General features: G+C 67.6%; 24 protein-coding genes. 7 read left to right on the top strand and 17 right to left on the bottom strand.

Going from position 1 to position 26,998, the window contains the following annotated elements; translation table 11 throughout:
• The first annotated feature begins 207 nt into the window (after positions 1–207).
• Positions 208–1,164: a hypothetical protein gene (locus RCO27_RS19035; protein ID WP_309004304.1), complete on the top strand. Its 957-nt coding sequence runs from the start codon at positions 208–210 to the stop codon at positions 1,162–1,164.
• Positions 1,165–1,217: 53 nt separating this feature from the next.
• Here the strand turns inward: RCO27_RS19035 and RCO27_RS19030 are convergent, their stop codons facing one another.
• A complete protein-coding gene (locus tag RCO27_RS19030) occupies positions 1,218–1,514 on the bottom strand; it encodes a hypothetical protein (protein ID WP_309004303.1) in 297 nt (98 codons plus the stop codon).
• 66 nt (positions 1,515–1,580) lie between these two features.
• On the opposite strand from RCO27_RS19030, the gene RCO27_RS19025 reads away from it, so the two are divergent.
• Both RCO27_RS19025 and RCO27_RS19020 read left to right on the top strand, forming a co-directional pair.
• Positions 1,581–3,848 carry an N-6 DNA methylase gene (locus RCO27_RS19025; RefSeq protein WP_309004302.1) on the top strand — a complete coding sequence of 756 codons (2,268 nt, stop codon included), beginning with the start codon at positions 1,581–1,583 and terminating at the stop codon, positions 3,846–3,848.
• Positions 3,833–4,861 carry a type ISP restriction/modification enzyme gene (locus RCO27_RS19020; RefSeq protein WP_309004343.1) on the top strand — a complete coding sequence of 343 codons (1,029 nt, stop codon included), beginning with the start codon at positions 3,833–3,835 and terminating at the stop codon, positions 4,859–4,861. The genes RCO27_RS19025 and RCO27_RS19020 overlap by 16 nt, the downstream gene beginning before the upstream one ends.
• Before the next feature lie 195 nt (positions 4,862–5,056).
• Here RCO27_RS19020 and lepA read toward each other — a convergent pair whose 3' ends face one another.
• From lepA to RCO27_RS18980, 8 genes are all read right to left on the bottom strand, one after another.
• Positions 5,057–6,934: a translation elongation factor 4 gene (gene lepA, locus RCO27_RS19015; RefSeq protein ID WP_309004301.1), complete on the bottom strand. Its 1,878-nt coding sequence runs from the start codon at positions 6,932–6,934 to the stop codon at positions 5,057–5,059.
• 66 nt (positions 6,935–7,000) lie between these two features.
• The gene (locus RCO27_RS19010; protein WP_309004300.1) at positions 7,001–7,303 is read right to left on the bottom strand and encodes a type II toxin-antitoxin system RelE/ParE family toxin; all 303 of its coding nucleotides are present in this window, start codon (positions 7,301–7,303) and stop codon (positions 7,001–7,003) included.
• Complete coding sequence (locus RCO27_RS19005) at positions 7,293–7,610, bottom strand: type II toxin-antitoxin system ParD family antitoxin (protein ID WP_309004299.1); 318 nt, start codon at positions 7,608–7,610, stop codon at positions 7,293–7,295. Before RCO27_RS19005 ends, RCO27_RS19010 begins: the two co-directional genes overlap by 11 nt.
• Before the next feature lie 50 nt (positions 7,611–7,660).
• On the bottom strand, positions 7,661–8,989 hold the full coding sequence (locus tag RCO27_RS19000; protein WP_309004298.1) for a hypothetical protein: 1,329 nt from the start codon (positions 8,987–8,989) through the stop codon (positions 7,661–7,663).
• Between the two features lie 48 nt (positions 8,990–9,037).
• The gene (locus tag RCO27_RS18995; protein WP_374990398.1) at positions 9,038–9,400 is read right to left on the bottom strand and encodes a type II toxin-antitoxin system death-on-curing family toxin; all 363 of its coding nucleotides are present in this window, start codon (positions 9,398–9,400) and stop codon (positions 9,038–9,040) included.
• 43 nt (positions 9,401–9,443) lie between these two features.
• Positions 9,444–9,671 carry an AbrB/MazE/SpoVT family DNA-binding domain-containing protein gene (locus RCO27_RS18990; RefSeq protein WP_309004296.1) on the bottom strand — a complete coding sequence of 76 codons (228 nt, stop codon included), beginning with the start codon at positions 9,669–9,671 and terminating at the stop codon, positions 9,444–9,446.
• A 114-nt stretch (positions 9,672–9,785) separates the two neighbouring features.
• Positions 9,786–10,127: a hypothetical protein gene (locus RCO27_RS18985; protein WP_309004295.1), complete on the bottom strand. Its 342-nt coding sequence runs from the start codon at positions 10,125–10,127 to the stop codon at positions 9,786–9,788.
• A complete protein-coding gene (locus RCO27_RS18980; protein ID WP_309004294.1) occupies positions 10,124–11,080 on the bottom strand; it encodes a hypothetical protein in 957 nt (318 codons plus the stop codon). Before RCO27_RS18980 ends, RCO27_RS18985 begins: the two co-directional genes overlap by 4 nt.
• Positions 11,081–11,631: 551 nt before the next feature.
• Here RCO27_RS18980 and RCO27_RS18975 point away from each other — a divergent pair.
• Both RCO27_RS18975 and RCO27_RS18970 read left to right on the top strand, forming a co-directional pair.
• Positions 11,632–13,560 carry a M1 family metallopeptidase gene (locus tag RCO27_RS18975; protein ID WP_309004293.1) on the top strand — a complete coding sequence of 643 codons (1,929 nt, stop codon included), beginning with the start codon at positions 11,632–11,634 and terminating at the stop codon, positions 13,558–13,560.
• 75 nt (positions 13,561–13,635) lie between these two features.
• The gene (locus tag RCO27_RS18970; RefSeq protein ID WP_309004292.1) at positions 13,636–15,981 is read left to right on the top strand and encodes an EAL domain-containing protein; all 2,346 of its coding nucleotides are present in this window, start codon (positions 13,636–13,638) and stop codon (positions 15,979–15,981) included.
• A gap of 53 nt (positions 15,982–16,034) precedes the next feature.
• On the opposite strand, the gene RCO27_RS18965 is transcribed toward RCO27_RS18970, so the two are convergent.
• Positions 16,035–17,513, bottom strand: a complete 1,479-nt coding sequence (locus RCO27_RS18965) for an erythromycin esterase family protein (RefSeq protein ID WP_309004291.1) — start codon at positions 17,511–17,513, stop codon at positions 16,035–16,037.
• Between the two features lie 76 nt (positions 17,514–17,589).
• Here RCO27_RS18965 and RCO27_RS18960 point away from each other — a divergent pair, with 76 nt between their 5' ends.
• Positions 17,590–18,195 carry a helix-turn-helix domain-containing protein gene (locus RCO27_RS18960; RefSeq protein WP_309004290.1) on the top strand — a complete coding sequence of 202 codons (606 nt, stop codon included), beginning with the start codon at positions 17,590–17,592 and terminating at the stop codon, positions 18,193–18,195.
• Positions 18,196–18,204: 9 nt separating this feature from the next.
• Here RCO27_RS18960 and RCO27_RS18955 read toward each other — a convergent pair whose 3' ends face one another.
• Positions 18,205–19,125: a peptidylprolyl isomerase gene (locus RCO27_RS18955; RefSeq protein ID WP_309004289.1), complete on the bottom strand. Its 921-nt coding sequence runs from the start codon at positions 19,123–19,125 to the stop codon at positions 18,205–18,207.
• A 189-nt stretch (positions 19,126–19,314) separates the two neighbouring features.
• Here RCO27_RS18955 and RCO27_RS18950 point away from each other — a divergent pair, with 189 nt between their 5' ends.
• On the top strand, positions 19,315–20,952 hold the full coding sequence (locus tag RCO27_RS18950; protein WP_309004288.1) for an FAD-dependent oxidoreductase: 1,638 nt from the start codon (positions 19,315–19,317) through the stop codon (positions 20,950–20,952).
• Between the two features lie 126 nt (positions 20,953–21,078).
• Here the strand turns inward: RCO27_RS18950 and RCO27_RS18945 are convergent, their stop codons facing one another.
• The 6 genes from RCO27_RS18945 to RCO27_RS18920 all read right to left on the bottom strand — a co-directional run bounded on the left by RCO27_RS18945 (position 21,079) and on the right by RCO27_RS18920 (position 26,996).
• Complete coding sequence (locus RCO27_RS18945) at positions 21,079–22,392, bottom strand: sorbosone dehydrogenase family protein (protein ID WP_309004287.1); 1,314 nt, start codon at positions 22,390–22,392, stop codon at positions 21,079–21,081.
• Between the two features lie 49 nt (positions 22,393–22,441).
• Positions 22,442–23,332 carry a hemolysin family protein gene (locus RCO27_RS18940; protein WP_309004286.1) on the bottom strand — a complete coding sequence of 297 codons (891 nt, stop codon included), beginning with the start codon at positions 23,330–23,332 and terminating at the stop codon, positions 22,442–22,444.
• A gap of 19 nt (positions 23,333–23,351) precedes the next feature.
• On the bottom strand, positions 23,352–23,825 hold the full coding sequence (gene ybeY / locus RCO27_RS18935) for an rRNA maturation RNase YbeY (protein ID WP_374990397.1): 474 nt from the start codon (positions 23,823–23,825) through the stop codon (positions 23,352–23,354).
• Positions 23,822–24,817 (bottom strand): PhoH family protein, encoded by a 996-nt coding sequence (locus RCO27_RS18930; protein WP_309004285.1) that lies wholly within the window; start codon positions 24,815–24,817, stop codon positions 23,822–23,824. The genes ybeY and RCO27_RS18930 overlap by 4 nt, the downstream gene beginning before the upstream one ends.
• A gap of 117 nt (positions 24,818–24,934) precedes the next feature.
• Positions 24,935–26,248 (bottom strand): tRNA (N6-isopentenyl adenosine(37)-C2)-methylthiotransferase MiaB, encoded by a 1,314-nt coding sequence (miaB, locus tag RCO27_RS18925; protein ID WP_309004284.1) that lies wholly within the window; start codon positions 26,246–26,248, stop codon positions 24,935–24,937.
• Positions 26,249–26,258: 10 nt separating this feature from the next.
• Positions 26,259–26,996: a lysophospholipid acyltransferase family protein gene (locus RCO27_RS18920; RefSeq protein WP_309004283.1), complete on the bottom strand. Its 738-nt coding sequence runs from the start codon at positions 26,994–26,996 to the stop codon at positions 26,259–26,261.
• Positions 26,997–26,998: the final 2 nt, after the last annotated feature.

Below are 26,998 nucleotides of genomic sequence, written 5' to 3'. Positions count from 1 at the left end.
GCCGAGGCCAAGCGCGCCGGCGTGCAACGCCGCCGTGCCTGGGCGAAGAGCCGGCGAAGGCCGGCCAGCGTGCGCCGCAGGCGACACGGCTGACGGCGCGGGATTTACTCCCGCGCCGTTTTCTGCGGCTTCACCCCCCGATTCCCCAAACTTGCAAAATAGGATTTGTTCTGGTTCTGTTCCCATTTTCCCGAGAAGGAACCGGCCATGGATCCCGTCCCCATCCCCGTCATCTGCGATCGCTGCCGCGCCTTGGGCGAGGCCGGCGCGGAGGGTTTCACCGATCTCGGCGACCTGCTCGATTTCCCGCCGGTCCCGCGCCGGATCGAGCGGGTCGACGGCTGGACGGCGGAGGTGCAGCGCAATTTCATCGCCGCCCTCGCGATCACCGGCTCGCCCCGCCGCGCCGCGAAGGTGGTAAGCCGGAGCGTCAACGGCGCCGAGCAGCTGCGCAAGGCGAAGGGCGCCGAGGGCTTCAGCGCCGCCTGGGACAAGGCGATGGCGATCTCCCGCGAGAAGGGCCGGATGCGGATGGGCGCCGGCCTCAACGCCGCCGCGGCCGCCGACGCCCCGTCGCCCGATCCCGGTGCGCGCGATGCCGATGCGCCGGGCCCCGACTCGCTGACCCCGGAAGAGGTCCGCCTGAGCGCGGAGGCCATCCGGTCGATCGTGCGCAAATATATCCTGAAGCTCGCCGCCGAGCGCGAGGCGCGGCTCGAAGGCCGGATCGCCGCGGCCGATTTCTACGCGCGCCAGCTCACCCATATCGAGGTCAGCCTCGATCTGATGAGCGGCGGCGAGGGCTGGGACGCCGTCATGGGCTTCCGGCACGAGGGCCTCAGCCTCACGCAGATCGCCGAAACCCCCTTCTCCCGCCTGCTCGACGACGCCCGCCGCGCCTTCTGGGACAACGCCGGCGAACCCGAACGCCCCCGCGCCACCGCCCGCGACCTCCTCGTCGACCTCGGCCTGGTCAGCGTTGGCCGCAGCGAGGCGATCCGCGGCGGGGACAAGGAGTATGTCGAGGCGCAGGAGCAGGCGTATCGGGAGCGGCATGCGGCGGATGCCGCCGCGCAGGTGGCGTGGGAGGAGGATGCGGCGCGGGAGGCAGCGGCGTGGAGGGAGAGGGTCCTGCGCGAGGGTGGGGAAGACGGGGCGTCGTAAGATTCTTCCTTCCCGTCACCGCACGAGGGCGGGTGGCCGAGCCTGAGTCTCGGCTAGGCCGCCATCAATTGCTCGATCCGCTCGATCTCCTGAGCGAATTCGAAGCAGAGCTGGTCACGCTCCTCGTCCGGCAGCCAGCGCGACATTTGCGGGAACACCACCTTGTTGTAACGATAGGTGCGCTCGTCCCACAGTTCATCGGAGGTGACGTTCCGGGCGGAATCGAGGATCGCGGCCAAGTCCTCACGAATCTCGTCGAGGTTCGGCTCGTAGGTCGCCGGCGCCGGCTTGTCGCCGAGGTCGAAACCGAGCTGGCTCGGTCCCGCGGTGAAGTCGTCTGTCGCCTGCATCTCGGCCCGTCACGCTGTTGCGGTCATCCCGCTCCCCTGTAAGAAGCAAACTATCTGGGAGGGCAGATGACGCAAGCCGAGCGCATCAAAAAAGCTGTGGGCGAATTTGGGGACGCGGCCCGGGCCAAGCTGAATCAGGGCGGCCAGCCCGAGGATCAGCTACGTAACCCCATCGAGCAATTGTTCGCGGCGCTGTCCGCCGAATGCGGCCACACGACCGGTGCGATCGTGCTTGTCGGCGAGAAATCTCTGTCCGATCTACGCACCCGGCCCGATTTCGCCGTCCAGTGCCGCAAGGCGCTGATCGGCTTCGTCGAGGTGAAGGCACCCGGCAAGGGCGCCGATCCGCGCAAGTTCAGGGACAAGCATGACAAGGATCAGTGGGACAAGCTCAAGGCGCTGCCCAACCTGATCTACACCGATGGCAACGCTTTCTCGCTGTGGCGCAACGGCGGCCTGATCGGCGAGGTCGTCAAGCTGGATGGCGACGTCGAAACCTCCGGCAACCAGCTCGGCGCGCCGCAATCGCTGCTGCCATTGATCGATGACTTCCTGAGCTGGCACCCGATCCCGCCCAAGGGCCCGAAGGAGCTGGCCTCCACCGCCGCGCGCCTCTGCCGATTCCTGCGCGACGAGGTGATCGAACAGCTCGGCATCAGGAATGCCAAACTCTCCGATCTGAAGGAGGACTGGAAAGCTCTCCTCTTCCCCGATGCCGACGACGCCAAGTTCGCTGACGGCTATGCGCAGGCCATCACCTTCGGCCTGCTCATGGCCAAGTCACGCAAGCTCACCCTCGCCGACGGGCTGGACGGCGTCGCCAAGGCGCTCGGCAAGACCGACACACTGATCGGCACGGCGCTGCGCCTGCTGACCGAACAGGATCTGTCGCTCGGCCCGTCACTCGACACGATGGTGCGGGTGCTCGACGTGGTCGATTGGGACGTCATCGCCAAGGGTGATCCCGAAGCCTGGCTTTATTTCTACGAGGACTTCCTCGAGATTTACGACAACCGGCTGCGCAAGCTTACCGGTTCCTACTACACGCCGCCGCAGGTCGTTCAGGCAATGGTCCGTCTGTGCGACGAGGCACTGCGATCGTCGAAACGGTTCGGCATCGCGCAGGGGCTGGCGAGCAATCAGGTCCATGTCGCCGATCCGGCGATGGGATCGGGCACCTATCTGCTCGCCATCCTGCGCGCTATCGCCAAAAGCGTTGAAAAGGATGAAGGCGCGGGTGCGGTGCCGGGCGCGATCAGCAGCGCGGCGAAACGCATCTATGGTTTCGAGCTGCAATTCGGCGCTTATGCCGTCGCCGAGCTGCGCCTGCTCGCCGAGATGATCGCGCTGGAAGCGGAGGGCACCCCCGGCCTGTTCGTCACCGATACGCTGAGCGATCCCTATGCGGACATCGAAGCCGGCACCGGCATCTACAAGGAAATCTCGAAGTCTCGCGCCGAGGCGAACAAGATCAAGCGCGAGCAGCCGATCACGGTCGTGATCGGCAATCCGCCGTACAAGGAGAAGGCCAAGGGCAAGGGAAGCTGGATCGAGAACGGCAGCGGCAACAAGGCGGCCCCGTTTAAAGACTGGATACCGCCCGCCGCATGGAAGGTAAGCGCCCACGCCAAGCATTTGCGCAATCTTTACATCTACTTCTGGCGCTGGGCGGCGTGGAAGGTGTTCGAACAGGGCAGCGGCGCGCGCGATAGGGAGCCGCCAGTCGAGGAAACGCTGTCAGGCATGGTCTGCTACATCACCGTGACGGGCTATTTGAACGGTCCGGGTTTCCAGAAGATGCGCGAGAGCCTGCGGCGTCAGTGCGACGAAATCTGGGTGATCGATTGCTCGCCGGAAGGTCATCAGCCAGAGGTTTCGACCCGCATTTTTCAGGGCGTTCAGCACCCAGTCTGCATCGTCCTCGCCTCCCGCTCACCGGCCAGCGACCCCAATATTTCGGCCAAGGTGCGCTTCCGGGCACTTGCCAAGGGACGGCGGGAGGAGAAATTCGACCAGCTAGAGGGGATCGCGCTAGACAGCAAAGGCTGGCGCGACTGTCTAGCTGACTGGCGCGCGCCGTTCCTGCCAATCGCTGAAGGCGCTTGGGGGAGTTTTGCGTCTCTCGATACCATTGTTGGTTATAGCGGGCCGGGCGTTACAGCTGGAAGAACCTGGGTAATCGCGTCGGATGCCAGTACTTTGGAGCGTCGCTGGCACACACTTCTGTCGGAGTCTGATCCGACCAGAAAGGAACTTTTGTTCCATCCTACGATGCGGAGGACAAGAAGACAGGTGAATACAAGGTTGCGGGTCGATACATCCGAAAAGTCGTAAGCGAAGCACTCGGCAATCGACCTGCCCGTCTTGTCCAAATCATCAATGAAACGGAGCCACAAAAGGAATTTGCTCGATATGGCTTCCGGTCTTTCGACCGGCAATTTCTGATCGCAGACGCGCGAGTCATCAGCGATCCGCGACCGAAAATCTGGAATGCGTGGGGCAAAGATCAAGTCTATCTGACCGCGCCAATGGATTTGGCTCCATCGATTGGCCCAGCTTTGACGATGACCGCGCTGCCGCCTGACAAGCATCATTATAGTGGTCGTGGAGGCCATGTCTTCGCCCTCTGGAAAGACGCCGCAGCAACCGATCCCAACATCTCGCCCACCGTGCTCACTCAGCTCGCCAAGACCTATGGCGCACCGGTCGATCCGGTCGATGTCTTCGCCTATGTCGCCGCGCTGCTGGCGCATCCGGCTTATGTCGAGCGCTTCCGGGACGACCTGATCCAGCCCGGCCTGCGCGTGCCGCTGACCGCCGACGCCGCCTTGTTCGCCGAAGCCGCGAAGCTGGGTCGCGAGGTGATTTGGCTCCATACGTTCGGCGACCGTTTCGCCGGCGGCCATCCGGCCGGGGCGCCGCGCGTGGCCACGAACCCGCCCACCGTTCCCAAGGGCGGCGCGATCCCCTCGACGCCCGACGGCTTTCCTGACAGCCTCGATTATGACGCCGCCGCGCGCCGGTTGAAGGTCGGCACCGGCCATATCGACAATGTCGCGCCGGAGGTCTGGGCCTATGAGGTTTCGGGCAAGAATGTGCTGCGCCAATGGTTCAGCTATCGTAGGAAGGACCGCGAGCGCCCGCTGATCGGCGATAAGCGCAAGCCTTCGCCGCTCGGTGACCTCCAGCCCGAGCATTGGTTGCCCGAATATACGAGCGAGCTGATCAACGTGCTCAACGTGCTGACCCTGCTCGTGGAGTTGGAGCCGAAGCAGGCCGATCTGCTGAAGCGCGTCATCGATGGCCCACTCATTCCGGCAAGCCGGTTGGGTGGCGGGGTGAGATGAAGCGCAGCGGAGGCAGGATTGGCCGGCCGTTGGCGCACCTCTCGATAGACCAGCTTGAAGTCCACGCTCGCCAGGGCCGATTTGACCGCCAAGAGTTGCTGATCATCAAGAATGAACTTGGCTTCCGCCAATCCAAGCGCGCAAGCGAGCTAAGCGACCTGGTCTCGCGGCTGATAAGAAGTGGCGAGGAGGAAGCTACTCCTCCCCCATCCGCAGCGCCGCGATGAACGCCTCCTGCGGGATGCTCACCGAGCCATATTCCCGCATCCGCTTCTTGCCCTCTTTCTGCTTCTCCAGCAGCTTCTTCTTGCGGGTGATATCACCGCCATAGCATTTCGCCGTGACGTCCTTGCGGAGCGCGGCGATCGTTTCGCGCGCGATGACCTTGCCGCCGATCGCGGCCTGGATCGGGATCTTGAACAGATGCCGCGGGATAAGGTCCTTCAGCCGCTCGCAGAGCTGGCGGCCGCGCGCCTCGGCGGCGCCGCGGTGGACGATCATCGAGAGGGCGTCGACCGGCTCGCCGTTGACCAGGATGTTCATCTTGACGAGGTCGCCGTCGCGGTGGCCGATCTGGTGATAGTCGAAGCTCGCATAGCCGCGGCTGATGCTCTTCAGCCGGTCGTAGAAGTCGAACACCACCTCGTTCAGCGGCAGCTCGTAGGTGAGCTGGGCGCGGCCGGCGACATAGGTCAGGTTCTTCTGGATGCCGCGCCGGTCCTGGCAGAGCTTCAGGATCGGCCCGAGATGCTCGTCGGGGACGTAGATCACCGCCTCGATCCACGGCTCCTCGACCTCGGCGATGCGGGTCGGGTCCGGCCAGTCGGCGGGGTTGTGGATCTCGACCACGTCCAGCCCCGCCGCATCCTGCCCCACCGTTCGGGCCGAGCCTGTCGAAGTCGTGTCCTTCCCTTTGCTCAGATGGACTTCATAGACGACCGACGGCGCGGTGGTGATGAGGTCGAGGTCATATTCGCGGGTCAGCCGCTCCTGGATGATCTCGAGATGGAGGAGGCCGAGGAAGCCGCAGCGGAAGCCGAAGCCGAGCGCGGCGCTCGTCTCCATCTCGAACGAGAAGCTGGCGTCGTTGAGGCGCAGCTTGGCGAGGCTGTCGCGCAGCTTCTCGAAATCGGCCGCGTCGGTCGGGAAGAGGCCGCAGAAGACGACCGGCTGGACCTCCTTGAAGCCCGGCAGCGCCTGCGCCACCGGCCGCCGCGCGTCGGTGACCGTGTCGCCGACGCGGGTCTCGCCGATGTCCTTGATCTGGGCGGTGATGAAGCCGATCTCGCCCGGGCCGAGCTGGGGCAGGTTCTCGATCTTCGGGCGGAAGACGCCGACGCGGTCGACCAGGTGCGTCGTGCCGGCCTGCATGAACTTGATCTGCTGGCCCTTCCTGATCGTGCCGTCGATCACGCGGATCAGGATGACGACGCCGAGATAGGGGTCGTACCAGCTGTCGACCAGCATCGCCTTCAGCGGCGCGGCCGCGTCGCCCGCGGGCGGCGGGATACGCGCGACGATCGCCTCCAGCACCTCGTCGATGCCGATGCCCGACTTCGCCGAGGTGAGCACCGCCCCCCCATCTCGCCAATCACCACCCGCCGGCAGGCCGACGATGTCCTCGATCTCCTTCCTGACCTTCTCGACGTCGGCCGCCGGCAGGTCGATCTTGTTGATCACCGGGACGATCTCGTGGTCGTGCTCGATCGACTGGTAGACGTTGGCGAGGGTCTGCGCCTCCACCCCCTGCGCCGCGTCGACGACCAGCAGCGCGCCTTCGCAGGCCGCCAAACTTCGCGAAACTTCATAGGCGAAGTCGACGTGCCCCGGCGTGTCCATCAGGTTGAGCACATAGCGCTCGCCGTCGCCCGCCGTGTAGTCGAGCCGCACCGTCTGCGCCTTGATCGTGATCCCGCGCTCCTGCTCGATCTCCATGTTATCAAGCACCTGGCTGGTCATTTCGCGCGCGGTCAGCCCGCCCGTCGTCTGGATCAGCCGGTCGGCCAGCGTCGACTTGCCATGGTCGATATGGGCGATGATGGAAAAATTACGGATGCGGGAAAGTTCGGTCATGTCGCGGGCGCGCTTAGCAGGGGGAAGGGGGCGCGCCAACTGGCAGCCGTGTCCCGGGACTGGCGGCTAGTTCCTGAACGCCCGCCCTTCGTCGCGGCCCGAATGCAGCACCCGCACGATCTCGACCGCTTTCGCAGTGACCCGATAGTAGATCGTGGCGCGCCGCTCGAACGGCACACTGCGCAGGCCCGGCGAGAGATCGTCATGCGGCGTGCCCCGCGCCGGGAAATCGGCGAGCTTCATGCCGGCGGCGCGCAGGCGCGTGTCGTAGCTGTCGGCCACCACGAAGCCCGCGGCCTCGGCGACATAGACATAGATCGCGAACAGATCGTCGTCCGCGCCCGGCGCGAAGACGATTTCAAGCGCCACGCTTGGCCTTGTAGTCCGCGATCCGGTCGTTCAGCCGCGCGAACACTTCCTCCGCCGGGATCGGCGGGCGCGGGTCGCTCAGCGCCTCGTCGATCTTCGCCCTCACCCAGGCCAGATCGGCGGGATCATCATGATCGATCGGTTGGAAGAGGCGATCGAGCAGCGCCTCCTCGCGCTCCAGCGCGCGCAAGCCCGCGCGCACCACTTCGGACAGCGAGGAATAGTCCCCCGCCTTCACACGCGCCTCCGCCCGTGCCCCGAGAGGGCCAAGCGTGACGCTGACCGGCTTGTTAGCGCGTGCGGGCATTTGGGTCTCCTGTACGACATTATCGTACATAGGCCGTGCGAGAATATCGTTCAAGGCGAACGAGGATCGTCCATCGGCGATCTGATGCCGGCCTCGCTCATCCGATTTGCAGCCGCAGCGACCTTATCCATATCCAGTACACCCCATTCCCGAAGGAACGGCAGAACGATGAAAGCCGCTTCATCCTCCATATAAATCGTCTCGCCAATGCTCTTGACCTTCTTCGAACCTGGCCGCTTTCGCTGGAAGTCAGCGTGATAGCTGAACGACGCGCCCTCCGCGTTTGCACAGTGCATGACCAGAGCTTCGCCGCGCTCATCAGCGTCGACCGCAAAGCCAGAAGGGGGCAATCTACTGGCTTCCGCGGTCCATGCTTCTCCAATCATCATCATCCCATCCGCACCCGAAATTTTCGCGAGCTTCGAAAGATCGTGCATAAGGACATATCGGGATGCCCTATCGGGGTGATCATATGGGATCATCTGTATGATCTTCTCTCCTTCAAGGAAGAACATGAAATTGCGGTGGTGGCCATCGCGCTTGAGGATGGCCCGCGCATTTTTGAAATAGATTCCAGCAATTTCCTTGAAAGTTCTTGCTTCATGCAACCCTTTCCATTGGGCGCCGCCATAGCGTTCGAGCACCTTCTTTCTGGTCTGTTTATCGGGCAGCTTCAATGGGCGTTTATAGTAGCGAAAGCCCCTAACCGAGCCATCCATCATTGATAAGTAGATAGCCCTGTCCATCGCCAGCGCTTGCATGGCGGTTGGACGCGTCTTTCCCAATTCGGGAGGGGCGGGAAGTCGATTGCATTTAATGTAGTCTATTATTGTATCGGCGAGTTGACCGTACACATGCGCGAGTGCCTCAAGTATCTCCATGTCCGGAAGGGCACTATCCACCCAACGGCGTTCGATAAGTAGTGTGCCATTCTCTATTACATGCGGGACCATGTATTTCTTCGGTACACCGCGATAAATATGCTGAGGTGTCGCAAATAGAGACTGCTTAAGCCAGGCCGACTCCGGGTTCCCAACATAGCTGGCGATGATTGTTGCACGAACTTGGCTGTAGGTTTCTAGATCGCCCCGCTTCTCAATTGAGTTACGCGCGTCACGGGCCCACGACATGATGGGATCAGCGCTCCACCGTTTGACATGCTCCGCGTACCACTCATCAAAGCCAGTCATGGCGGCCTTGTTTGATTGCAAAATAAAGGTAACGGTGCGGCTTGTCGTTATGCAGTTCTGAAGTGCAAGTTGGAATCGATCCGGATCAAAATAATGGTTGGACGCGTCCTCCCATAGCTGGCGCATCTGCAACAAACGCTGAATGACATTTCTGGCCGCCTTAGCTGGACTTGTGCCTCGCTCTCCCATGCGACGAACCTCAGCGTGCTGTCATACTGTTCAGGACCCGATATCTAGTCAATATTCTCGCTTATCTCCACCTATGTGCCTACGAAACCAATCCGCCGTCTCCGCCTCGCTCAATTCACCCGCCGCCAGAGCAATGAAAGCCACGGCCAACTCGGCGTCGCTCGCGCCGAGGCTGTAGCCGTTCAGCACCAGGAAGGTTTCGCTGACCACCGCCGCCGTCCGCTTGTTGCCATCGACGAAGGGATGATTGCGGGCGATACCGAACGCATAGGCGGCGGCGAGATCGGCCGCGTCGGGCTCGCCATAGGCCGCGAGATTCTGCGGCCGTGCCATCGCGCTTTCCAACAGGGTCGCGTCGCGCACGCCTTCGCCGCCGCCATGTTCGGCCAACTGCTCGGCATGTGCCGCCATGGCCACCTCGACGGTGACCCAGAGCCAGTCTTTGGCCACCTTCCTACTTGGCGAGTTCGCGCAGCGCGCGCTTGCGCCGCGCCATCACCGCGCGCGCGACCGCCATCTGCGCATCGAAGTCGGGTTCGGGCGCACTGAGTTCAATCCCGCGCGGAGTGCGGGTCAGTTCGACGACGCTACCTACGTCGACATCGAGATGCGCGAGGATATCCTTGGGCAGCACGACGCCAGCCGAGTTGCCGATCTTCGTGATCTTGAGCTGCGTGTTCATACGTGTGTTATAACATAGACATTGACGTGAGACAAGTTCGTCGGCGCCCGAAGAAGGGGATGCTGGATCAGGTCCAGCATGACGAAGGCCAGGCGGGCGGTGAATTCCAGATGCTTAAGCCGAAGCCCCGTCATCGAAATCCACCACCTTCCAATCCCGCCCCAGGCTGAGCGCGAAGGGCGGTTCGCCGTTCGCCAGCCGGGAGAGGGTGCAGACGAAGACGAGATCGTCGAGATCGCCGGATTCGAGGATCGTCATGACCGGATCGTCGTCTTCCCCTCCGGGGGTCTCGCCGCCGACCATGACGTAGTGCTCCTCGCCCTCGTCGTCATACCAGATGAGGGCGCGGATGCGCCGGCGGGTGGTGGCGAGGCCGTGTTTGGCGAGATCGGCGCGCGCCCAGTGCCAGAGCCGGTCGCCCCTGGCGCCGGCATGATGGGGGACATAGAAGTTCATGGCCGGGTGCCTTCCGCCGCGCCTTCGCGCGCCGCCCAGGCGGCCGCGTCCGCCCGCGCCTTCTCCTCCCACGCCGTCTGCGCCTGGGCGGCGCGCGCGTGCTGCGCGTCCTGCCTTTGCTGCCAGCCCTCATGGTCGCCGTCGCGCAGCGGGAAGTAGGAGGTGGGCACGCCGGTCGCGACCTCGTCGTCATGCTCGCCGAGCGGCGACAGGGGCGGGCGCTCGGGCTCGCCCATCTCCGCCCAACATTCCAGGCGCACGCGATCGAGCAGCACGCTCATCGGCGTCGCGGCGATCCGGAAGACGTTGAGGCCGCGGCGCTCCAGCTCACCCAGCAGATCGCGCGCATAGCCGCCGAGATCGAGCGCGATCTCGATGACGGTGAGCTGGCGGACGTAGAAATCGGCCTCGGTGATCCGGCCCTCCAGCCGCGCCTCGCGCTCCGCCGCGACCTTGCGCCAGTATTTCTGGAGGATCGATTCGAACACCTCCGCCTTGGTGCGGCCGTCCGGGCAGAGCGAGGGATCGGATTCAGGCTCAGGCTCAGGCTCGGGCTCGGGGGGTGGCGGCGCCTTGCCATCCGCGGGTCGCCAGCGGCCGGTCCGGGGCTCGGCCGGATGGCGCTGCAGGTAGAGCGCCACCGCCTTGTCCCAGGCCTCGCCGAAGCCCTCGCCGCCGGCCGAGGTGCGGACCTTGTAGGCGCCGCTCATCGTCCGGCCCACTGCCTGCGCGGCGCGCTCGGAATTGCCGTGCGTGGCGAGCGCGACGATGAAGTCGCGCTGCACCTGCTCCGACCAGCCGTCGTGACGCCGGCAGCGGCGGCGGACCGGCGCGAAATCGAGCAGGGCGGCGATCTCGGGATCGGGATGGCGCGGATCGGCGGGCGGTGCAGTCCGCTCGGGGGCCGGTGCCGGGTCCGACTCGCCGGCGGGGAAAGGGGTCTGTTCGTCCATCAGTTCCTCCAAAATCTGGAACAAAGACAGAACAAATCCTATTTTGCAAATTTGAGGGCGGGAGGGCCGTCACGAAGTGAATTCGTGACGTCGGTCCTGTCGCCCTTCGACTTCGCTCAGGACGCGGGCCGTCCGGCCTTCGCGCTCTCTTGTCTAACTGCGGCGTCGCTGCGCGCCGGCGCAGTTAGCCGCGGGCGCTACGGCTTCGTCGCACCGGGGTGCAGATTCGTCGCGGCTGCGTTGAGCGGCGGCGCGGCCTGGGGCGCAATCGTGTGCAAGCGAGCCTGCGCGGCGCCACCGGCACTGATGGGCGCAAGCGCAGGGCTCCGGCCGGCCCTGCTCCCGCGGGGACGCGCGTCCGGGGAGGATGCGTGCGGGTCCAGTGGCTTGCGGCCGGCCGGAGGCGGGCGCTGCGGGGCGTGGGGGGCGGCCCGCAGCGCCCGTTTTGCATCCCGCCGGAGCCTAAGCGGCGGGCGATGCGGCCTTTTCCCGGCGGCGGCGTTGGGCTAGCCAGGCCTGCCCTGCCCGTGTCCCGCTCCGGAGTTTTCCCCATGCGCCGCCTGCTCTCTCTCGCTTTCGCCTTTGCCGTGGCCGCCTGCACGAGCGGGACCGGCAACGACCAGAACGCGGCGGCCGAGGCGCGGGGGCCGCGGGAGGTGGCGCCGATCCTGACCGGGGCGGATGCGCGCGACACGCAGACCTATGCCCGCCCGGAGGTGGCGCGGGTGACCCGTGTCGCGCTCGATCTCGACGCGGACTTCGCGAACCGGCGGATGGCGGGGACGGCGACGCTCGACATCCAGGCCGCCCAGGGCGCGCACGAGATCATCCTCGATTCCAGGGGGCTGGAGATCGAGGCGGTGACCGATGCGGCCGGGCAGCCGCTCCAATATGCACTGGGCGCCAACGACGCGGCCAAGGGGCAGCCGCTCACCATCCGGTTCGGCGAGGGCGCGGCGCCGACGCAGGTCCGCATCCGCTACAGGAGCGCGCCGGACGCCGAGGCGCTGCAGTGGCTGACCCCGCAGCAGACCGCGGGCGGGCGGCATCCCTACCTGTTCAGCCAGGGGCAGGCGATCCTCAACCGGACCTGGATCCCGACCCAGGACAGCCCCGGCATCCGCCAGACCTGGGAGGCGCGGATCACCGCGCCGGAACCGATGAAGGTGGTGATGTCGGGCGAGCGGCTGACGCCCGAGGGTGAGGATGCCGGGAACCGGCGGCGCGCCTATCGCTTCCGCATGGACCATCCGGTCGCGCCCTATCTGATCGCGATCGCGGCGGGCGACATTGCGTTCCGCGAGCTCGGCCCGCGCACCGGCGTCTGGACCGAGCCGGCGATGCTCGACCGGGCGGCGGCGGAACTGGCCGACACCGAGCGGATGGTCGAGGCGGCGGAGCGGCTCAACGGACCCTATCGCTGGGGCCGCTACGACGTGATCGTGCTGCCGCCGAGCTTCCCCTATGGCGGGATGGAGAATCCGACCCTGACCTTCCTGACGCCGACCTTCCTCGCCGGCGACAGAAGCCTCAACGGCCTTGTCGCGCACGAGCTGGCGCACAGCTGGTCGGGCAACCTCGTCACCAACGCGACCTGGCCGGACAGGTGGCTGAACGAGGGCTTCACCTCCTATTTCGAGAACCGGATCATGGAGGCGCTCTACGGGCGACAGCGGGCGGCGCAGGAGGAGGCGCTGAGCTTCGCCGAGATCGAAAAGGCGCTCGTGGAGCTGGGGGCGGACGCGCCGGGGACGCGGCTGCGCGACGACAGCGGCGCCGAGTCGAGCGGCATCGTCTACGACAAGGGCGCCGCCTTCCTGCGCACGATCGAGCGGACGGTGGGGCGCGCGCGGTTCGACGCCTATCTCACCTCCTATTTCGACCGGCACGCCTTCCAGCCGATGACGACGGCGCGGTTCCTAAGCGACCTGCGCGCCAACCTGATCCGCGGCGATGCGGCGCTGGAGCAGCGGCTCCAGCTCGACCGCTGGGCCTACCAGCCGGGCCTTCCCGACAATGTCGCGCGACCCGATCCGGCGGCGTTCGCGGCAGTCGACCGGGCGCTCGCGGCCTATAATGCCGGCGGGGATGTGGGCGCAGTGCCCTATTCCGGCTGGACGACGGCGGAGCGGCTGCGCTTCCTCAACGGCCTGCCACGCGAGATGCCGGCGGAGCGTCTGGCCGCGCTCGACCGGGCGTTTAACCTGACCGCGAGCGGCAATTCGGAGACGCTGTTCGCCTGGCTGCAGCTGGCGCTCGCCAACCGCTACCCGCCGGCCGTGCCGGCGGTCGAGCGGTTCCTGGCCGGGCAGGGGCGGCGCAAGTTCGTGCTGCCGCTGTTCGAGACGCTGTGGGGGGCGGAAGACTGGGGCCGGCCGATCGCCAGGCGCATCTACGTGCGGACCCGGCCGTCCTATCACAGCGTCACCTCCGGCGCGGTCGACCGGCTGCTCGGGGCGCAAGGCCGGCAGGCCCCGTGAAAAACCGGCAGACTTAACGATCCGTCAAGCGTCCGGGCGTAGAGGCGACTCCTCGCCCGGCCACTTCGGATCGCCATGAGCCCAGCCTCCGAATTCCACGACGATCCCAACGACTTCGGCGCCGCCGAGGTCGACGTCGACTCGCCGGCCTTCGCGCTGGCGACGGGGCGGCTGCGCGACGCCCATCTCCACAACGGCCAGGTCGAGGCGCGCGCCCTGTTCGCGCCCTTCTTCGCGGTGACCGCCAGCGTCGCCGCCGCGATCACCGCCTGGGCGATGTTCGGATCGGTGCGCACCGAGCTCGTGATTGCCTGGGTCGCGCTCATCGTGCTCGCCAACTATGCCTCGTGCCGGCGGGCGATGGACGTCGCCGCCTGGGCCGGCAGCCGCACCGCGCGGCCCCGCTCGAAATGGCTCGCCATCGCCGAGGCCATGATCCTGGCCGGGCTCTGGTCGGCCTTGCCCACCTACGCCTTCGCCACCCAGCCGCCGGCCGTGCAGGTCGTGATCGGCGGCGCGATGACCGCCATGATCGCGGCCGCGATCGCGCTGGCGGCCATTCCCGCCGCCGCGATCGCCTGGGTCGGCACGCTCACCCTGTCCTTCTGCGTCGCCTATATGCTCGGCAGCGGCTCGCTCGACCTGAAGCACGCGCTGACCTTCGTGCTCGTCGCGGGCGTCTGCGTGTTCGGCGTGACGCGGCTTACCCGCTGGACCTTCGCTCAGCTCAAGAGCAACGCGGGCGTGCGCACCCAATGGGAAACGGTGCGCAACCTGCTCAACGAATATGAGCATCGCGGCGTCGGCTGGCTGTGGCAGGTCGATGCGGAGAACCGGGTCGTCTACATCTCGGCGCGGATGACGGCGCTGCTCGGCCGATCGACCAACCAGGTGATGGGCCATTCGCTCCCCGCCGCGCTCGGCGGCAACAGTGCGCTCGGCCGCACCCTGCTCGCGCGGCAGCCCTTCGCCAACCTCGAGATGGAACTCAAGACGCAGCGTGGCACGCGCTGGATCAGCCTGTCGGGCGATCCGATCTCCGACGTCGCCGGCCAGTATCAGGGCTTCCGGGGTGTCGGGCAGGACGTGACCGAGGTCCGCAAGACCCAGGAGCGCCTCACCAACCTCGCCAATATGGACGTGCTGACGACGCTGCCGAACCGCGGCCGGGTGCGCCAGCTGCTGGGCGAGGCATTGTCGGGGGCGAGCCAGGGCAGCACGCCGTGCGCGATCCTGTTCCTCGACCTCGACGGCTTCAAGCCGGTCAACGACACGTTCGGCCATCCCAAGGGCGACGCGGTGCTGAAGTCGGTCGCGCAGCGGCTGCTGAAGGAAGTCGGGACGATCGGCCATGTCGGCCGGATGGGCGGCGACGAATTCGCGATCGTCATCAAGGACGCACAAAGCCGCCAGATGGTGGAGACGCTGGCCCGCCGGGTGATCGAAGCGGTGGCCGAGCCGTTCCACATGGACAAGGCCGAGGTCCGGATCGGCGTGTCGATCGGCTGCGCCTTCGGGCCGATCGACGGCCAGAGCGTCGACGACCTGATCCAGAAGGCCGACCTCGCCCTCTATCAGGCCAAGGCCCGGGGCCGCGGCACCTGCTGCTTCTTCAACGCCGAGATGGCGAGCGAGGCCGAGGACCGGATCAAGCTCGAGCAGGATCTCAAGAGCGGCATCGCGCTCGGCCAGTTCCGGCTGCTCTACCAGCCCTTGATCAATGCCGCCGACCAGAGCCTGATGGGCTTCGAGGCGCTGATCCGCTGGCACCACCCGACCCGCGGCATCGTGCCGCCCAACCATTTCATCCCGATCGCCGAGGAATCGGGCCTGATCCTGGAGCTCGGCGACTGGGTCGTCGACGAAGCCTGCCGGGCGATGGCCTGCTGGCCCGAACATATCTCGGTCGCGATCAACATCTCGGCCAAGCAGCTCATCTTCCCCGCATTGCCCAACACGATCCACGAGGCATTGGGCCGGCACCGGCTGCCGGCCAACCGGCTGGAGCTGGAGGTCACCGAATCGATCTTCCTCGGCGACAGCGCCGCCGCGCTCGACGTGCTGAAGCGCCTGCGCGCGCTGGGTGTCGGCATCGCGCTCGACGATTTCGGCACCGGCTATTCATCGCTCGGCTATCTGAACAAGGCGGTGTTCCACAAACTGAAGATCGACGGCAGCTTCGTGCGCGAATCCGCCAACAACAAGGAGACGGTCGCGATCATCCAGGCGATCGTCCAGCTCGCCCGCTCCTTCCGCATGACGGTGACCGCCGAAGGCGTCGAGACCGCCGACGACTTCACCCGCATGCGCGAGCTCGGCTGCCAGCAGATCCAGGGCTATCTGTTCGGCCGCCCGATGACCTTCGAGCGCGCGAGCGAGCTGATCACGGGCATGCAGGTGCGCCAGCGGCTGAGTGCCTGAGGCCCGCCTCCGAAAGTGGGTAGCTTGCCACCGGCCCTTCCGAATTTCGCTCCCTACGCATCGGCGATCCGGGTCGCTCGCGCCATTCGGTCGATGAAAACGATCCCATCATAGGGGATCGTGAGGTCCGGGATCATCTCCTCCTCATATTTCGGCAAGCGCATCGAAAGCGGCGGACGAAGCGGATGGTCGGGCGTGCCGCGCAGGCTCCGCAGATCGAGAAACGCGAAGGGCATGCCGAGACCGTGTAGCCGGGCTTCAAGGCTGGTCGACGACGCCGCGGGAATGGGCGTCGCCGGCATCGGGGCGGCAAATCCGTCTTCCCCCGAAAATGTCGTGATGCCGATCGTGTAGACGGCCGATCCCAGCCGCTCGGCGAGAAACACGCCGGTCGGCTTCATCCATCCGGGGCGTGGCGCGAGCGAGACGCTGTCCCAGCCAGGGCCGTAATAGGCGTTCATCACATGGGCATTGTGCGCCCACACGACGATCTTTCGCCCGGAATAGCCCTCCTCCATCAGCCAGCGCAGGTTCTCGGCATTGAGCGCGTCACGACGATTCTCGCTCGCGACGCTCGGACCGGAGGTGCGCGCGGGGCGATCGGCCCCGTGCCGGTCATGAAGATTGGCGCCGAAGCCGGCGAGATTGTCGAGCGCCCGGTCCAGGAATGAGGCGCCATGGCCGCCAACGGCCCTGTCAAGGGCGCGTCGATTGGCACGGATCACGGTTCGCAGCTCCTGAACCGCGCGTTCGAGTTGGATCAGATCGGACCGGCTCGAACGCAACGCACCGCCCTCCTCCGACTCCCAGCTCGCCATCGCCTCGGTCCGCGCTTCGCCCGAGATGCCGGCTTGCGAGAGTTGCGCAAACTTGCGCGCCCGCGCCCTGCTATAGGCATCGAGCCTGTCAAAGGCGGCGATCGCCTGCTCGGCAGGGCGGACAGCCAAACGTCGCAGGGCCGGCGAAAGGCGCGCGACCGCTCGCAGGTCCGCGGCGAAACGTTCGGCTGATCCCTCCGCGGTGAACTGAATGTCGAAGCCAGCCATCTCCAGCGGTCGCGAACCGGCAAGTGTCGTTTGCGCGTACGTGAAAAGGGGGCGGCATTCCCGGGAGACCGACCAGATCCTGAGGATGCCCTGCTGGGCAGCCGCGACCGGATCTGCGCCCGAGCGCAGCGAAGCCTGGACCTGCCGCAGATCATAGAATCCGGATTCCCAGGCGACGACGTCGAAGCCCATCCGCTGATGCAGGAACTTGATCAGCCTGACCTTGGCGGCGAAGCTGCTCCCGGCGCCATGGCTCGGCTCGCCGAGCTGAACGATCCGAGCGTCGCCGATGGCGTGGATGAGCGGTTCCAGGTCGGAAAGGTCGTCCGCCTCGGGATCGATCGTTCGAAGCGGAATCGCGCGAGCCGCGAGCCATTGCCGCAGATCATCGGACTGCGAAACCGACGATGCCGGCGTTTCGCCGCGCGCAAGAGCAGCGCAGGCGAGGCCGCCCAGAAGGACCGCGCGTCTTGATTGATCGATCATCGGCTTCGGTGCTCCACGATGGACGATTCGTTGAAATCGAGCTATCACTTTTCAACATAGATGGCGAGGAAATGACATGCGGACGTTTGACGGCCAGGCGATCGTCGATCCCGCGCAGGTCCGGGCCCTGAGCTCGGCCATTCGGCAGGAGCTGGTTGACACGCTGGCAGCCCTCGGCGGCGAGGCGGACGTCGGAGCCCTGGCCGAGCAGCTGGGCCGGCCGGCGGACGGTCTCTACTATCACCTGCGCCTCCTCGTCCGGCACGGTCTCATCGAGGAGGTGGAATCGTCCGGCCAAAAGGAAAGGCGCTATCGGCTCGCCGGGGAAGGGCGTTTGCCGCTGCGTCTCGCCTATCGGAAAGGGTCCGACGGCAATCTGCCGGCGGTCGGCAGCTTTGCCCGAAGTCTGCTGCAGATTGCCGGGCGGGATTTCGAGCAGGCGCTAAGCGGCCCTCGAGTGGCGTTGGAAGGCCCGCGCCGCGAACTCTGGGCTGCGCGCAACAAGGGGTGGGTGAGCCAGGACGATCTCGAGGAGATCAATGCGCTGATCGAACGGCTGAACAAACTTGTCGGCCGATCCTCGGCGCCTGACCGCACCCGCCTCATGACCTTCGCATTCGTGCTTGCTCCGGTGGACCCTCGCCCGAAGCGCCGGAAAGCGGCCCGGAACTCCCGGGCCTGAAGCAGGTCGCTACCGCGCCGCCACCCGCCGCACCGGCACGTTGACGTTGCACAGGTCCACCCCGCCTGCCGGCACGTTAAAGAAGCTGCCGCCGCGGTTGGCGCGGCCGGTGACGTAGCGGGTGAAGGCCTGGGTGTCGGAGCGCATCACCTCGAAACGCGGGCGCACGGCCTCGGGCAGGTCGGCGGCGAGACGGACGGAGCGGATCGCGATCGGGGTCTCGTCGCGTTCGGCATTGTAGAAGCCGAGATCGCCGGTGCCGCGCGGGCGGGCGGAGAGCGCGCCGATCCCCTCGATCACCCGGCCGACGGTCGCGATGTTGCGGTCGAGATGGCGCGGCGCGTGGCCGATCACCGCATAGAGTTCGCCGCCGGTGCCGGTGTCCGGCGCGAGGTCGCGGCCGACGCCGACCGTGCCGAAGCAATGGGCGAGCCAGGCCATGCCGCGCGCCGGATCCCAGGCGACCGGCCAGCCGTCGACATGGCCGGCCGCCGCGGCATAGCTGTCCGGATAGCCGAGCGGGCGTGGGCTGAGGCCGGCGGCGGGCCGCTCATATTCGGCCGGCGGCTGCGCGACGACGCCCTCGGGCAGCGGATTGTCGCCCTCGTTATTGCCCCACTGGACGACGTAATTCTCCTGCACCCGATAGACGGTGGCGCCGTTCCACCAGCCGCCGCGGGCGAGCGCGCGGATGTTGGCGACGTGGACGGGGGCGAAATCGGGGGCGAGCTCGATGACCACCCGCCCGCCATCGGCCAGCTCCATGACCAGCAGGTTCTCCGGCGCGACCGGCCGCCAGTCGGACGGCGCGGAACTGGCGACGACCTCGGGCGGCTCGGGCGCATTGGCGACGGGCGCCGGCGACCAAGCCGGCGGCTGCGCGGTGGCGGCGGTGGCGAGGAACGAGGCGAGCGGGATGAAGCGGCGCATGGACGGGTCCCCTTGTTGACGCGCCATGGTTCGGGGAAAGCGCTGCGGCGATCAAGCCCGCCCGGCATGACGGGCCTGCCCGGGGCGTGATAGCTTGAGCGGGACTCGCGGCGAGTCCCGCCGCAGAAAGGTACAACCATGTCCAGGCCCCTTCCCCGCTAGACGCTGATCGACACGCGCGGCGCGCAGATGTTTCCGACGCTGACCGAGATCGAGGTCGAGCGGCTGCGGCGGTTCGGGACGCAGCGGTGCTACGGCACCGGCGAGGCGGTGGTGCGGGCCGGCGAGGGCGGCCACGGCCTTGCCATCTTGCTCTCCGGCGCGGTCGAGGTGTCGCAGCGCGACCAGAAGGGGTGCGTGACGCCGATCGTCACCCACCTGCCCGGCGGCTTCGTCGGCGAGCTGGCGCAGCTGTCGGGCCGGCCGTCGCTGGTCGACGTCGTGGCGGTGCGCGCGACGGACGTGCTGGCGATCCCGCCCGAGAAGCTGCGCGCGGTGCTGACCGCCGAGGCGTCGCTCGGCGAGCGGATCATGCGGGCGCTGATCCTGAGGCGCATGGGCCTGCTGGAGACCGGCGGCGGTGGACCGGTGATCGTCGGGCCGGCGCATCATCCCGACGTGCTGCGCCTGCAGAATTTCCTGAGGCGCAACGGCCATCCGCACCAGAGCCTGGACCCCGGCAGCGACCATTGCGGCCAGGTGCTGATCGACCGCTTCCGGGTCGAGCCCGAGGAGCTGCCGATCGTCCTCTGCCCGGGCGGGCAGATGCTGCGCAACCCGAGCGAGGGCGAGATGGCGCGCTGCATCGGCCTGGTCGGGCCGATCGACCCGGACAGGTTGTTCGATGTCGCGGTGATCGGCGCCGGGCCGTCGGGCCTTGCCACCGCGGTCTATGCGGCCTCGGAAGGGCTGTCGGTGCTGGTGCTCGACTGCCGCGCGTTCGGCGGGCAGGCGGGCGCATCGGCGCGGATCGAGAATTATCTCGGCTTCCCGACCGGCATCTCCGGCATGGCGCTGATGGGCCGCGCCTACAGCCAGGCGCAGAAGTTCGGCGTCGAGATGGCGATTCCCGACGAGGCGGTGCGGCTCGAATGCGGCAACGACCCGCTGCGCCTCACCCTCGCGACCGGCGAGAGGGTGCAGGCGCGCACCGCGGTGATCGCGACCGGCGCGCGCTACCGGCGGCTCGACGTCAGCGACCTCGAGGCGTTCGAGGGGCGCTCGGTCCATTACTGGGCCTCGCCGCTCGAGCAGCGGCTGTGCGCCTCGCAGGAGGTGGTGCTGGTCGGCGGCGGCAATTCGGCCGGGCAGGCGGTGGTGTTCCTCGCCGAGCAGGCCGGGCGGGTGACGTTGCTCACCCGGCGGCCGCTCGCCGAGACGATGTCGGCCTATCTGGTCGAGCGGATCGGCGGGCTCGCCAATGTCGAGGTGGTGACCGGGGTGGAGGTCTCGGCGCTGGAGGGCGATGCGGGCGCCTTGCGGGCGGTGCGCTGGCAGGCACGGCGCGGCGGCGCCGAGGCGCAGCGCGACTGCCGCCAGCTCTTCCTGTTCATCGGCGCCGAGCCGAACACCGACTGGCTCGCGCAATCCGGCCTGAAGCGCGACGCGAACGGCTTCCTGCTGACCGGCGCGCAGGCCGGCGAGGGCCGGCTGCCGCTCGAGACCAGCCGGCGCGGCGTCTTTGCGGTCGGCGACGTGCGCGCCGGATCGGTCAAGCGCGTCGCCGCGGCGGTCGGCGACGGCGCGCAGGTGGTGGCGGCGATCCACCGCTATCTCGCCGACGCGGAGGCGGCACCGGTCGACCGGCCGGCGATGGCGATGGCCTGAAGGAAACTCCGCGCGGCGCGCGCGACTGCTGCCGGTCATCGATGCGCTCGGCGACTGGTGGGAAGAGACGCAAGGATTGGGCACCGGCGCGCAAACCTGCGCACCGGAGACCGAGCTGGAGACGGCCTAACGGGCGCTGACCCGCCAGATCGTGTTGCCGACATCATCGGCGACGAGCAGGCTGCCGTCGCGGCCGATCTGGACACCGACGGGGCGGCCCAGCGCCCGGCCGTCCCCGGAGCGGAAGCCGGTCAGCACGTCGACCGGCATGCCCGCCGGCCGGCCGTTCGCGAAGGGCACGAACACCACCTTGTAGCCGCTCGGCGGATTGCGGTTCCACGAGCCGTGGAGGCCGATGAAGGCGCCCGAGGCGAAGCGCGGGCCCAGCCGCGCGCCCTCGGAGAAGCTGAGCCCGAGCGGGGCGACATGATTGCCGAGCGCGTAATCGGGGCGGATCGCGCGACCGACGAGATCGGGCCGGGCCGGCTCGACCCGCGTGTCGACATGATGGCCCCAGTAGCTCCACGGCCAGCCGTAGAAGCCGCCGGCCTGGACGCGGGTCAGATAGTCGGGGACGAGATCGCTGCCGAGCTCGTCGCGCTCGTTGACGACGGTGTAGAGATCGCCGGAGCCGGGGCGGAAGGCGACACCGACCGGGTTCCTGAGGCCCGATGCGAAGATGCGGTGGGCGCCGCTGGCGGGATCGATCTCCCAGATCGCGGCGCGGCCGCGCTCCTCGTCGAGCCCGTTCTCGCCGACATTTGAATTCGAGCCGACGCCGACATAGAGCCGCCGACCGTCCGGGCTGGCGGCGAGAGTCTTGGTCCAGTGATGGTTCCGCCCCGCCGGCAGGTCGGCGATCCTGCGGGGCGCTGCGGCGATGCGTGTCGCCGCCGGATCGTAGGGGAAGGCGACCAGCGCGTCGGCATTGGCGACGTAGAGCGTGTCGCCGACCAGGGCCATGCCGATCGGCGAGGCGAGGCCGGTGATGTAAGGCGTGCGCAGCTCCGCCGTGCCGTCGCCGTCGGCATCGCGCAGCAGGGTGATGCGGTTGGCGCTCGGCACCTGCGAGCCGGCGCGCCCCATGAACAGGCGCTGGAAGAAGCCGCGGATGCCGCCGCCGGTGCCCTCCGGCCTGGGCGGCGCGGCGGATTCGGCGACCAACACGTCGCCGTTCGGCAGGCGCAAGAGCCAGCGCGGGTGATCGAGCCCGGTCGCGAAGGCGTTGACCCGCAGCCCCTGTGCGGCGGTCGGGGCACCGCCGGCCGGCCAGCCGACGGCCTCGGCCACCTCGACGGTCGGGAACAATGTCCGCGTCGGCTCGGGCAGCCGCGGCGACGGCCCGACGCTTTCGGAAAGGTCGGCGGTCGAGCGGTCGCCGCAGCCGCTCGCCAGCGCAGCGGCCAGGAGGATCGCAAGGGGTCGGGCGGTTGCGGTCATCAGCGCCTCCGTTCGCGCAACGAACCGAACTGGGCCCGCGAGGTTCCAGCTATTCGACCGGCACGACCTCTTCGGGCGCATGGAGACGCATGCGGGTGACGCGGCGCGTATCGCCCTCGGTCACCTCGAGCCGCCAGCCGCTCGGATGCTCCAGCACCTCGCCCGGCTGCGGGATGCGCCCGGCGAGGACGAAGGCGAGGCCGCCCAGCGTGTCGACATCTTCCTCGACCTCGGCGAGCCGGACGTCGACCGCTTCGGCGACATCCTCGAGCTCGGCGCGGGCGTCGGCGTCCCAGACGCCGTCCTCCAAGGGAATGAGCAGGCCGGGCAGCTCCTCGTCATGCTCGTCCTCGATGTCGCCGACGATCTCCTCGACCACGTCCTCGATGGTGAGCAGCCCTTCGGTGCCGCCGAACTCGTCGACGACGATGGCGAGGTGGACCCGGCCCGAGCGCATCCGGGCGAGCAGATCGAGCATGCCCATCGATTCGGGCACGTAGAGCGGCGTGCGCATCAGCGCGGTGATGTCGGACGGCGTCGCCCGGCCGGAGACCTGGTGCAGGAACACGTCCTTGATGTGGATCATGCCGACGACGCGGTCGAGGCTGCCCTCGTAGACCGGCAGGCGGCTGTGCTCGGCCTCGCGGAGCGCGACGACGAGATCGTCGAAGCTGATCGTGCTCGGCACGGCGATGATCTCGCCGCGCGGCACGGCGACGTCGCCCGCATTCTTCTCGCCGAAGTGGAGGATGTTGCGGAGCATCTGCCGCTCGGCGACGGAAAGATCGCCCACCCGCGGCACCTCGCCCTCGCGATTCTCCAGCACCTCCTCGATCTCGTCGCGGAGCGTCGCCTCGTCATCGTCTCCGAACAGGAATGACCTGAGGCCACCCCAGAATGTACGTTCTTCCTGGCCGGTGCCGGGACTGTCGTCTTCCATAGGTTAGAGTTGCACCCCTTTAGTGATAGGGATCGGCGATCCCGATGGATGCGAGCGCCCGTCGCTCGGCTTCCTCCATCTCCTCGGCGTCCTCGTCGCTGGTTTCGTGGTCGTAACCTAGCAGATGAAGCATGCCATGCACCACCAGATGCGCGGCATGGCTCTCGATCGGCAGATTCCTGGCGCTCGCCTCGGCCGTGCAGACGCCATGGGCGAGAACGATGTCGCCCAGCATCGGCGCGGTGGCGAGCTCGTGCTCCTCGACCATCGGGAAGGAGAGGACGTTGGTCGGCTTGTCCTTTTCCCGCCATTCGGCGTTGAGGGCGTGGACCTCTTCGTCCGACGTGAACTTGACCGACACCTCCGCGTCACCGTCGGAGAGCGCGGCATGGCGGCTGTGCGCGACGGCGGCACGGACCGAACGGTCGGCGAGGGCGGGCCAGTCGGTGCGACTGTCCCAGTCTTCGGAAACGTCGGCCTCGACCAGGATCAAGTCCCCGGCCCCTCATAGGCCTCGACGATCTTGCCGACGAGCGGATGGCGCACGACGTCGCCGGCGCCGAAGCGGATCATGGCGATCTTGTCGATGCCTTCCAGCTTCCCGACCGCGTCGTTGAGGCCGGACTCGACCCCCCTGGGCAGATCGGTCTGGTTGGGATCGCCGCAGATCACCATGCGGCTGCGCATGCCGAAGCGGGTCAGGAACATCTTCATCTGCTGCGGCGTGGTGTTCTGCGCCTCGTCGAGGATGATGAAGGCGTCGGAGAGGGTGCGGCCGCGCATGAACGCGATCGGCGCGATCTCGATCTCGCCGGAGGCGATCCGCCGCTCGACCTGATCCATCGGCAGCATGTCGTAGAGCGCGTCGTAGAGCGGGCGCAGATAGGGGTCGACCTTCTCCTTCATGTCGCCGGGAAGGAAGCCGAGGCGCTCGCCGGCCTCGACCGCCGGGCGCGACAGGATCAGCCGATCGACCGAGCCGCCGATCAGCTGCTGCACCGCCTGGGCGACGGCGAGATAGGTCTTGCCGGTGCCGGCCGGCCCGAGCGCGAAGATCATCTCGTCGCGGGCCAGCGCCTCCATATAGACCGCCTGGGTCTTGGAGCGCGGCACGATCGTCTTCTTGCGGGTGCGGATCATCACCTTGGGCGGCTCGATCACCTCGGGCGAGATGATCCCGTCGAGCGTCGGCTGGCCGGACATGGCGATGATCGCATTGACCAGCTCGGCATCGATGTCGTGGCCCTCGTCGAGGCGATTGTAGAGGCCGAGCAGCACCTCGCGAGCGCGGGACGCCGCTTCCGGCTCGCCCTCGACCTGAACCTTGGCGCCGCGCGCGGCGATGTAGACGCCGAGCCGATCCTCGATCGCGACGAGGTTGCGGTCGAACTCGCCGAACAAAGGCCCGAGCAGGTGCGGCTGCTCGAACTCGATCTCGACCCGGGCGCGGGATCCGGCGGGGGCGGCGGCAGGCTTGCGGCTCATGCGGTCCTTTCACTCAAGCGAGTCACGAACGCCAAAGTGGGGCGGCGCGATCCGAAATGCCAGCGCGAACGCAGGCGCATCGACGCGGCGTGCGCAGGCGATGCAGCCGCGCCACAGTCAGGCGGCGACGGACACCCGCTCCACGCCCGACAGCGAGTTGGGCCCGGCGGCGGCGATCCCGACCTCGACGATGTCGCCGATGCGTGCGTCGGTCTCGAAATGGACCGACTGGAGCCAGGGCGACTTGCCGAGCATCTGGCCGGGCTTGCGGCCCTGGCGCTCGACCAGCACCTCGGTGCGCCGCCCGACCGTTGCGGCGTTGAATTCGGCCTGATGGGCGTTGAGCCGCGCCTGCAGCCGCTGCAGCCGCGCGTCCATCAGCTCCGGCGCGACCTGGTCCGCCATGTCGGCTGCCGGCGTGCCCGGGCGGGGGGAATATTTGAACGAGAAGGCCTGGGCGTAGCGGACCTCGTCGACGAGCTTCAGGGTCTCCTCGAACTCCGCCCCGGTTTCGCCGGGAAAGCCGACGATGAAGTCGCCGGACAGGGCGATGTCGGGACGCGCCGCGCGGACCTTGTCGAGGATCTTCAGATACGATGCGGCGCTGTGGCTGCGGTTCATCGCCTTCAGCACCCGGTCGCTGCCCGCCTGCACGGGAAGGTGCAGATAGGGCATCAGCTTGGCGACATCGCGATGGGCGGCGATCAGGCCGTCGGTCATGTCGTTGGGATGGCTGGTCGTGTAGCGGATGCGCGCGATCACCGGGATCAGGGCGATCGCCTCGATCAGGTCGTGGAGGCCGCGCTTGTCGTCCCTCCAGGCGTTCACGTTCTGCCCGAGCAGGGTGATCTCGCGCGCGCCGGCATCCGCGAGCGCCTTCGCCTCGTCGACGATCGCCGCCCAGGGCCGGCTGACCTCGGCGCCGCGGGTATAGGGGACGACGCAATAGGTGCAGAACTTGTCGCAGCCTTCCTGCACGGTGAGGAAGGCGGACGGCGCGACCCTGCGCCGCGCCGGCAAGGCGCCGAACTTGGAGGCGGCGGGCATGCCGGTGTCGAGCGCGAGCCCGTCCTTCGCCGCCTTCGCGACCAAGGCGGGCAGGTTGTGATAGGCCTGCGGGCCGACGACGACGTCGACCCTGGCGCGGCGCGCGATCTCCGCGCCCTCGGCCTGGGCGACGCAGCCGGCGACCGCGACCATCGGGCGGCTGCCGTCGGGGCGCTTCAGCCGGCCGATCTCGGAATAGACCTTCTCGGTCGCCTTCTCGCGGATGTGGCAGGTGTTGAGCACGACGAGATCGGCGGCCTCGCCCTCGCCGGCGGCGCGCAGGCCCTCGGCGGCGAGCAGCTCGGCCATGCGCTCGCCGTCATAGACGTTCATCTGGCAGCCGTAGGATTTGACGGCGAAGGTCTTGGGATCGGGCTTGGTCATTTGCCGGCGCCTATACAGGGCGGACGGCGCGCGCGGAAGCGCCCAGCGCTTCGACCACCCCGGCCTCGGCGCGCGCGGCCAGCGCCTTGCGGTCGGCCGCGGCCGCCGGATCGACCGGCGCGAGAAAGTGCAGCGTGACCGGGATGCGGCCCTTGCGGGAGAAGATCCGTTTCGCATTCTCGCCCGTCGATTCCTCACCGATCCAGGCGATCTCGTCGGCGAGCGGGCCGTAGTCGATCGCCACCGGCTGGACCCGCACGCCCTCGATCGGCGGGTAGAGCGAGGCGAAGAGACTGGCGCGGAACGGCAGGATCCCGGTGCCGCCGTCGGTCGTGCCTTCCGGGAAGAGGGCGACCGCGCGGCCGCGGGTGAGCGCCGCGCGGAGCTGGTCGGCCTGGCCGCGGGCGGCGCGCCTTGCCTCGCGGGCGACATGGATCGTCTGGTTGAGGCCGGCGAGCCAGCCAATCACCGGCCAGCCCTCGACCTCGTCCTTGGCGACGAACGAGGCGGGCACCGCGCTGCCGAGCGCGACGATGTCGAGCCAGCTCAGATGATTGGCGGCGAACAGCACCCTGCCCCGAAGCGGCACGCCCTCGATCCGCACGTCGAGGCCGGCGCAGCGCCCCGCCCAGGCGAGGAACAGCTGCGGCCAGATCGAACCCAGCCCGAGCAGCTTCCAGAGATAATGGAGCGGCACGCAGAAGATCAGCCCGGCGACGAGGCCGGCGACGCGCAGCGTCAGGCGCACGG

The organism is Sphingosinicella sp. LHD-64 (assembly GCF_031157375.1).
Taxonomy (GTDB): domain Bacteria; phylum Pseudomonadota; class Alphaproteobacteria; order Sphingomonadales; family Sphingomonadaceae; genus Allosphingosinicella.
Note: the sequence above shows the minus strand (reverse complement) of the source record. Positions and strands in the feature narration are given on the sequence as shown.

Excerpts from the sequence above, each read along its gene's own strand:
- RCO27_RS19035 (WP_309004304.1), top strand. The coding sequence starts at position 208 with ATGGATCCCGTCCCCATCCCCGTCATCTGCGATCGCTGCCGCGCCTTG.
- RCO27_RS19030 (WP_309004303.1), bottom strand. The coding sequence starts at position 1,514 with ATGCAGGCGACAGACGACTTCACCGCGGGACCGAGCCAGCTCGGTTTC.
- RCO27_RS19025 (WP_309004302.1), top strand. The coding sequence starts at position 1,581 with ATGACGCAAGCCGAGCGCATCAAAAAAGCTGTGGGCGAATTTGGGGAC.
- lepA (WP_309004301.1), bottom strand. The coding sequence starts at position 6,934 with ATGACCGAACTTTCCCGCATCCGTAATTTTTCCATCATCGCCCATATC.
- RCO27_RS19005 (WP_309004299.1), bottom strand. The coding sequence starts at position 7,610 with ATGCCCGCACGCGCTAACAAGCCGGTCAGCGTCACGCTTGGCCCTCTC.
- RCO27_RS19000 (WP_309004298.1), bottom strand. The coding sequence starts at position 8,989 with ATGGGAGAGCGAGGCACAAGTCCAGCTAAGGCGGCCAGAAATGTCATT.
- RCO27_RS18995 (WP_374990398.1), bottom strand. The coding sequence starts at position 9,400 with ATGGCGGCACATGCCGAGCAGTTGGCCGAACATGGCGGCGGCGAAGGC.
- RCO27_RS18990 (WP_309004296.1), bottom strand. The coding sequence starts at position 9,671 with ATGAACACGCAGCTCAAGATCACGAAGATCGGCAACTCGGCTGGCGTC.
- RCO27_RS18985 (WP_309004295.1), bottom strand. The coding sequence starts at position 10,127 with ATGAACTTCTATGTCCCCCATCATGCCGGCGCCAGGGGCGACCGGCTC.
- RCO27_RS18980 (WP_309004294.1), bottom strand. The coding sequence starts at position 11,080 with ATGGACGAACAGACCCCTTTCCCCGCCGGCGAGTCGGACCCGGCACCG.
- RCO27_RS18975 (WP_309004293.1), top strand. The coding sequence starts at position 11,632 with ATGCGCCGCCTGCTCTCTCTCGCTTTCGCCTTTGCCGTGGCCGCCTGC.
- RCO27_RS18970 (WP_309004292.1), top strand. The coding sequence starts at position 13,636 with ATGAGCCCAGCCTCCGAATTCCACGACGATCCCAACGACTTCGGCGCC.
- RCO27_RS18965 (WP_309004291.1), bottom strand. The coding sequence starts at position 17,513 with ATGATCGATCAATCAAGACGCGCGGTCCTTCTGGGCGGCCTCGCCTGC.
- RCO27_RS18960 (WP_309004290.1), top strand. The coding sequence starts at position 17,590 with ATGCGGACGTTTGACGGCCAGGCGATCGTCGATCCCGCGCAGGTCCGG.
- RCO27_RS18955 (WP_309004289.1), bottom strand. The coding sequence starts at position 19,125 with ATGCGCCGCTTCATCCCGCTCGCCTCGTTCCTCGCCACCGCCGCCACC.
- RCO27_RS18950 (WP_309004288.1), top strand. The coding sequence starts at position 19,315 with ATGTTTCCGACGCTGACCGAGATCGAGGTCGAGCGGCTGCGGCGGTTC.
- RCO27_RS18945 (WP_309004287.1), bottom strand. The coding sequence starts at position 22,392 with ATGACCGCAACCGCCCGACCCCTTGCGATCCTCCTGGCCGCTGCGCTG.
- RCO27_RS18940 (WP_309004286.1), bottom strand. The coding sequence starts at position 23,332 with ATGGAAGACGACAGTCCCGGCACCGGCCAGGAAGAACGTACATTCTGG.
- RCO27_RS18930 (WP_309004285.1), bottom strand. The coding sequence starts at position 24,817 with ATGAGCCGCAAGCCTGCCGCCGCCCCCGCCGGATCCCGCGCCCGGGTC.
- miaB (WP_309004284.1), bottom strand. The coding sequence starts at position 26,248 with ATGACCAAGCCCGATCCCAAGACCTTCGCCGTCAAATCCTACGGCTGC.